Source organism: Ramlibacter sp. (genome assembly GCF_035554825.1).
Lineage (GTDB): Bacteria > Pseudomonadota > Gammaproteobacteria > Burkholderiales > Burkholderiaceae_C > Ramlibacter.
On the sequence record NZ_DATMHS010000121.1, the window covers coordinates 22,228 to 28,953 of the forward strand.

Here is a 6,726-nt window from a genome sequence, read left to right on the forward strand (position 1 = left end):
CCTCAGCCGTGGCGATGCACCGCCGCGGCCTGGCGCGCCAGTTGCGTGATGTGCGCCCAGTCGCCGCGGGCGACCACCTCCGACGGCGTCAACCACGAGCCGCCCACGCACACCACGTTGGACAGCCGCAGGAAGTCGCCGGCATTGCCGCCGGTGATGCCGCCGGTCGGGCAGAACTTCACGTCGCCGAACGGGCCCTGCCAGGCCTTGAGCATCGCGACGCCGCCGGCCTGCAGGGCCGGGAAGAACTTGAGCTCGGTGTAGCCGTCTTCCTGGGCCGCCATCACCTCGCTGGCCGTCGCCACGCCGGGCAGCAGCGGCAGCTCCAGGTCGCGGCAGGCCTTGCCGACGGCGCGGGTGTAGCCCGGACTCACCGCGAAGCGCGCGCCGGCCATCGCCGCCGCCTGCGCATCGGCGGCGCTGCGCACCGTGCCGGCGCCGGCGACGGCCTCCGGCACCTCGCGCACGATCGCCTCGATGCAGGCCAGCGCGACCGGCGTGCGCAGGGTCACTTCCAGCATGCGGATGCCGCCTTCGACCAGGGCGCGCGCCAGCGGCACCGCATGGGCGACCTCGGACAGGACAATCACCGGGATCACCGGCGCGTCGCTCATCACCTCCAGCGACGTCAGTTTCACAGCCATGTGCAGGCGCCCTCCTCGGCAGCCAGGGCGTTGCGGCGGAAGGAAGCGAACAATTCGCGCCCGATCCCGTGGCCGTCGGCCTGCCGCAGCGATTCCGGCATTGTCGCAGCCTCGCGCGCCGCCCATTGCGCGTCGGGCACCAGCGCCTGCAAGGTGCCCGCGCTCGCGTCGAGCCGGACCAGGTCGCCGTCGCGCAGCTTCGCGAGCGGTCCGCCGGCCGAGGCCTCCGGCGTCACGTGGATCGCCGCCGGCACCTTGCCCGAGGCGCCGCTCATCCGGCCGTCGGTGACCAGCGCCACGCGAAAGCCCCGTCCTTGCAGCACGGCCAGCGGCGGCGTGAGCTTGTGCAGCTCGGGCATGCCGTTGGCCCGCGGTCCCTGCCAGCGCACCACGCAGACCAGGTCGCGTTCCAGTTCGCCGGCCTGGAACGCCGCCAGCAGGTCCTCCTGCGCGTCGAAGATGCGCGCCGGCGCCTGCACCACCTGGCGGTCGGCCGGCACGGCGGAGATCTTGATCACGCTGCGGCCGAGATTGCCCGTGAGCAGCTTGAGGCCGCCGCTGGGGCTGAACGGGTCGCCGGCCGGCCGCACCACGTCGGTGTTGCGCGACGCGCCGATCTCGCGCCAGGCGAGCGCGCCGCCGCGCGCCGCGTCGAGCAACGGCTCCCGCGTGTATTCGCGCAGGCCGCCTTCGCGCACCGTCAGCACGTCCTCGTGCATCAGCCCGGCATCGAGCAGTTCGCGAATGACATAGCCCGGGCCGCCGGCCGCCTGGAACTCGTTCACGTCGGCGGTGCCGTTCGGGTAGACCCGGCTCAGCAGCGGCACCACGGCCGACAGCTCGGCGAAGTCGTTCCAGTCGATGCGGATCGCCGCCGCCCGCGCCACCGCCACCCAGTGGATCAGGTGGTTGGTCGAGCCGCCCGTGGCCAGCAGCGCGCACATCGCATTGACGATCGCCCGCTCGTCGACCAGCCGCCCGACCGGCGTGTAGCGCCGGCCCTTGACGATCGCGAGCGCCGTGCGCACCGCGTCGCGCGTCAGCTGCTCGCGCAGTGGCTGGCCCGGGTTGACGAAGGCCGTGCCCGGCACGTGCAGGCCCATCGCCTCCATCAGCATCTGGTTGCTGTTGGCGGTGCCGTAGAAGGTGCAGGTGCCGGGGCCGTGGTAGGCCTGGGACTCGGCCTCCAGCAACGCGGGGCGGCCGACCAGCCCCTGCGCCGCCTGCTCGCGGACCTTGGCCTTGTCGCTGTTGGACAGGCCGCTGGTCATCGGCCCGGCCGGCACGAAGACCGCCGGCAGATGCCCGAACTGCAGCACGCCGATCAGCAGGCCGGGGACGATCTTGTCGCAGATGCCCAGCAGCAGGGCGGCATCGAAGACGTCATGGCTCAGCGCCACGGCGGTCGCCATGGCGATCACATCGCGGGAAAACAGGCTGAGCTCCATGCCGGCGGTGCCCTGCGTCACCCCGTCGCACATGGCCGGCACCCCGCCGGCCACCTGCGCGGTGGCGGCCTGCAGCCGGGCCTCGTCCTTGATGACCTGGGGATAGCCCGCGAACGGCGCGTGGGCCGACAACATGTCGTTGTACGAGGTGACGATGCCGAGGTTGGGGCGGCGCTCGGCGACCACCCGGAACTTGTCGCTGGCCGGCAGCGCGGCGAACGCATGGGCCACGTTGGCGCACCCCATGCGGTCGGCGCCGCGCTCGCGGGCCGCGGCCTGGTCGATGCGGCGCAGGTACTCGCCGCGCCCGGCGGCGCTGCGTTCGCGGATGCGGTCGGTGACGCGGGCCACGACTGGATGCAGATTCATGAGGCTGGAAGGATTGGCGGTCAAAGGACCATGCTACGTGAAGGTTCGGCGCGCGGTGTGACAGCGTTACCACATGCAGTGCCTCGCGCGCCGGCGTCGCGGTACAGTTTGCGGGATGACGACGACGAGCGAGCGGCCGGCGCCGTTGCGCGATCCGGCGCTGATGCTGGAGCAGGTGCTGCGGGAATGGGGCGGAAACGACGACTTGTGGATCTTCGGCTACGGTTCGCTGATCTGGCGGCCCGAGTTCGAGTTCGTCGAGCGCCGCCCGGCGAAGGTGCACGGCTGGCACCGCGCCCTCAAGATGTGGAGCCGCATCAACCGCGGCACGCCCGAGCGCCCCGGCCTGGTCTTCGCGATGCTGTCGGGCGGCAGCTGCCAGGGGTTCGTCTTTCGCGTACCCAGGGACAACGGCGAACAGGTGCTGCGCCGGCTCTGGCCGCGCGAAATGCCGCTGGCGACCTACGATCCCAAATGGCTGGTCTGCCGGACCAGCCACGGCCCGGTGACGGCGCTGGCGTTCACGCTGTCGCGCAAGAGCCCCAGCCATACGGGGCTGCTCACCGAAGCCGAGTACCGGCGCATCTTCGCCGAGGCGAGCGGCAGGTACGGCACGACGCTCGACTACGCGCACCGCACGCACGAGGAACTGCGCCGCCACAACATCCGCGACCGGGCGCTGGAGCGGCTGCTGAGGCTGACGCAGGGACGCTGAAGGGTCGGCGTCGGCCGCGACGTTGACATCATGGCAACGATGCCGCGGCTGGGAGTACAGTCGGTCCACCAACAGCCAGGGAGAGCCCTCATGCGTATCCACCCCACCCTCACGTTCACGGCCGCCGGCTTCCTCGCCGTGGCCCTGGCCGGCTGCGCCGCGATGGGCGGCGGCGCGACGGCCACCGCGGCGCTGCGCCCGACCACCGGCAACCAGGCCAGCGGCACGGTGCGCTTCGTCCAGCGGGGCTCGCAGGTGCACGTGGCCGGCGAGGTGCGCGGCCTCAAGCCCAACGCCGAGCATGGCTTCCACGTCCACGAGAAGGGCGACTGCTACAGCGGCGACGGCATGAGCACCGGCGGCCACTTCAACCCGGACGGCAAGGCGCATGGCCGCCATGACGCGAGCGCGCATCACGCCGGCGACCTGCCGAGCCTGAAGGCCGATGCCGACGGCGTCGCCCGGTTCAGCTTCGACACCGGCAGCATCAGCGTGGGCCCGGGCGCCGCGAACGTCGTCGGCCGCGGCCTGATCGTTCACCGCGACCCCGATGACTACACCACCCAGCCGACCGGCAATGCCGGCCCCCGGCTGGCCTGCGCCGTCATCGCGAAGGGCTGAGCGCCCGCAGCGCCTGCTCGGCCCGCGCCAGGTCGTCCACCGTGTCGATGTCGGTGACGAGGCCCGGGTCGTCGATGTCCAGCAGCAGCGCCGCGCCGGCCGCCGCGTAGCGGCGCACGATCGCGGCCGCGCCCGACTCGCCGGCCAGCGCCGCCAGCGCCGCGCCGCATTCGGGGGCAAACCCCACCGGGTGGCCGCGCCGGCCGTGGAACTGCGGCACCACCACGGCGTGCCCGGCCAGCGCCGCGGCGACCCGCTGCAGCGACCGCGGCTGCACCAGCGGCAGATCGCCGGGCAGCACCAGCCAGCCCCCGGCCCGGGCGGTCGCCCGCACGGCGGCGGCGATCGAATCGCCCATGCCGGCGTGCGGCGCCTGTTCCAGATGCCACGGCAGGCCGCTCGCCCGCACGGCGTCCAGGGTCCGCTCCAGCACCGGCACGCCGGCGAGCAAGGCCTGCAGCTTAGACCCGGCGCCGCCGGACGCGGTGAAGCGCTCGCCGCGGCCCGAGGCCAGCACCAGCACGACCGGCTGGCTCATGCCCGGCGGTCCCGCGCGAGCGCGCCGGCGCCCGGCGTCACGCGACGCAGCCGGCAGTCGCTGCCGGCTGGGCGATCGCGTTCTTGCACTCGATGATCTGGGCCAGCACCGAGACGGCGATCTCGGCCGGGGTCTTGGCGCCGATGCGCAGGCCCACCGGTCCGTGCAGCCGCGCGAGTTCGGCTTCGGTGAGGCCGAAATGCTCGGCCAGCCGTTCCTTGCGCTTGGCCTGGTTGCGCGCCGAGCCGAGCGCGCCGACGTAGAAGGCGGCGGAGCGCAGCGCTTCGAGCAGCGCCATGTCGTCGAGCTTGGGGTCGTGCGTCAGGGCGACGATCGCGGTGTGCGCGTCGGGCTGCAGGTCGCGCACCGCGTCGTCGGGCATGCCGCAAACGCGCAGCGCGCCCGGCACGTTCAAGGTGGTCGCGTATTCCTCGCGCGGATCGCAGACCAGCACTTCGAAATCGAGCAGCTGGGCCATCTGCGCGACGGCCTGCGACAGCTGCCCGGCCCCGACCAGCAGCAGCCGCCAGCGCGGCCCGAACAATGTCGTGAGCTTCGAGCCGTCGAACTGCATGCGCGCCTCGCGCGTGGCGCGGGCCAGCTGCACTTGGCCGGTGGCCAGCGTCAGCGTGCGGGCGACCAGCTCGTGGCTGGCGGTGCGGGCCAGCAGCTCCTCGACCCAGCCGGTGTCGTTCAGCGGCTCCTGCACCAGGCGCAAGGTGCCGCCGCAGGGCAGGCCGAAGCGCGCGGCCTCGTCCTTGCTCACGCCGTAGGCGATCATCGATGGCAGCCGGCTGCGTTCGCCGGCCTTGACGCGGGCGATCAGGTCGTCTTCCACGCAGCCGCCGGAGACCGAGCCGCTGACGACGCCGTCGCCGCGCACCGCCAGCAGCGCCCCCGGCGGGCGGGGCGCGCTGCCCCAGGTGTCGACCACCGTCACCAGCGTCACCGGCTGGCCGGCGCGACGCCAGGCCAGGGCGTCGGTCAACACGCGAAGGTCCAGGCTTTCCATGCGAGCGCGCTCCTGTCGAAACAACTGATTCACTGTACTGCCTTCGCGGCCCGGATGCGAGAATGGCCCCATGAGCACCACCTCACGGTCACTGGCGGAATTGCGCAAAAGCTACGAACGTGCGGAATTGAGCGAGGAAGCGTCGCACGCCGACCCGCTGCGGCAGTTCGAGCAATGGCTGGGCGAGGCGATCAGCGCCGAGATCCCCGAGCCCAATGCCATGACCGTCGCCACCGTCGGCAGCGACCTGCGCCCGAGCAGCCGCATCGTCCTGATCAAGGGCTACGACGAGCGCGGCATCGTCTGGTACACCAACTACGACAGCCGCAAGGGCCAGGAACTGGCAGGCAACCCCTACGCGGCGCTGCAGTTCCACTGGGTCGAGCTCGAACGCGTGGTGCGCATCGAAGGGCGCGTGACCAAGACCGACGCCCGGGAGAGCGACGCCTATTTCGCCAGCCGCCCGCTGGATTCGCGCATCGGCGCCTGGGCCAGCCCGCAAAGCCAGGTGATCGCCGGCCGCAGCGTGCTGGTCGCGGCGGCGGCGCGCTACGGAGCGCAGTACCTGCTCCATCCGCCGCGTCCGGCGCACTGGGGCGGCTTCCGGCTCGCGCCCGATCGCTGGGAGTTCTGGCAGGGCCGCAAGAGCCGGCTGCACGACCGGCTGCGCTACCGCCTCGACGCCGGCGCCTGGGTGCGCGAGCGGCTCGCGCCCTGAGCCCTCACAGCCGCGCGGCGAGCGCCAGCACCAGGGCGACGGTGCCCAGGGCCAGCAGGGTCGACAGCCCGACGCCGGCCGTGACCAGCTCCTCGGCGACCTGGTAGCGCTGCGAGAAGAGGAACACGTTGGCGCCGATCGGCAGCGAGGCCACCACCACCATCACCGCCAGCGGCACGCCGGACAGGCCGAGCGCCCAGCCGGCGACAGCCACCAGCGCCGGGTGCAGCAGGTTCTTCACGGCCGTGAGCACGGCGGCGCCGCGCCAGTGCAGGCCGAACGCGGTCGCCGAGAGCGTCAGGCCCACCAGCGCCAGCGCCATCGGACTGAACGCCGCCGCCAGCAGCGCCAGCGGGCGGTCGACGAGCTCCGGAATCGCGAGCCCGGTCTGGGCGAACAGCAGCGCGGCGATCAGCGGCAGCGGCACCGGGTGCAGCACCGAGTTGCGCAATGCCAGCAGCACGGTGGCGAGCGGGTGCCGCGGCGCGGCGCCGCCGGCGCGGGCCGCCTCGCGCATCACCGCCAGCTCCAGCACCAGCGTCGCGCTGGTGAGCAGGACCACGCTGTGCACGGTGTAGAGCGTGAACAGCGTCACCAGCCCGCGCTCGCCCCAGGCCAGGCCCACCAGCGGCGTGCCGATCATCACCGTGTTGCCGAAGGT

General features: G+C 72.8%; 8 protein-coding genes. 3 read left to right on the forward strand and 5 right to left on the reverse strand.

The features are described from left to right. Positions 1-2: 2 nt before the first annotated feature. Both eda and edd read right to left on the reverse strand, forming a co-directional pair. Positions 3-644 (reverse strand): bifunctional 4-hydroxy-2-oxoglutarate aldolase/2-dehydro-3-deoxy-phosphogluconate aldolase, encoded by a 642-nt coding sequence (gene eda, locus VNT59_RS14790; protein WP_325499368.1) that lies wholly within the window; start codon positions 642-644, stop codon positions 3-5. Further along, positions 635-2,461, reverse strand: coding sequence for a phosphogluconate dehydratase (gene edd / locus VNT59_RS14795; protein ID WP_325499370.1), 1,827 nt, complete (start codon positions 2,459-2,461; stop codon positions 635-637). Before edd ends, eda begins: the two co-directional genes overlap by 10 nt. 115 nt (positions 2,462-2,576) lie before the next feature. Between edd and VNT59_RS14800 the strand changes: the two genes are divergently transcribed. Further along, positions 2,577-3,176, forward strand: a complete 600-nt coding sequence (locus tag VNT59_RS14800) for a gamma-glutamylcyclotransferase (RefSeq protein ID WP_325499372.1) — start codon at positions 2,577-2,579, stop codon at positions 3,174-3,176. 90 nt (positions 3,177-3,266) lie between these two features. After that, a complete protein-coding gene (locus VNT59_RS14805; protein ID WP_325499374.1) occupies positions 3,267-3,797 on the forward strand; it encodes a superoxide dismutase family protein in 531 nt (176 codons plus the stop codon). Here VNT59_RS14805 and VNT59_RS14810 read toward each other — a convergent pair. Both VNT59_RS14810 and VNT59_RS14815 read right to left on the reverse strand, forming a co-directional pair. Continuing rightward, positions 3,781-4,335: a nucleotidyltransferase family protein gene (locus VNT59_RS14810; protein ID WP_325499376.1), complete on the reverse strand. Its 555-nt coding sequence runs from the start codon at positions 4,333-4,335 to the stop codon at positions 3,781-3,783. The genes VNT59_RS14805 and VNT59_RS14810 overlap by 17 nt on opposite strands. Positions 4,336-4,372: 37 nt before the next feature. Continuing rightward, positions 4,373-5,347, reverse strand: a complete 975-nt coding sequence (locus VNT59_RS14815) for an XdhC family protein (protein WP_325499378.1) — start codon at positions 5,345-5,347, stop codon at positions 4,373-4,375. A gap of 70 nt (positions 5,348-5,417) precedes the next feature. Between VNT59_RS14815 and pdxH the strand changes: the two genes are divergently transcribed. After that, positions 5,418-6,065, forward strand: coding sequence for a pyridoxamine 5'-phosphate oxidase (gene pdxH / locus VNT59_RS14820; protein WP_325499380.1), 648 nt, complete (start codon positions 5,418-5,420; stop codon positions 6,063-6,065). A 4-nt stretch (positions 6,066-6,069) separates the two neighbouring features. On the opposite strand, the gene VNT59_RS14825 is transcribed toward pdxH, so the two are convergent. After that, on the reverse strand, positions 6,070-6,726 hold a 657-nt coding region (locus VNT59_RS14825; RefSeq protein ID WP_325499382.1), incomplete at its 5' end, for an AEC family transporter.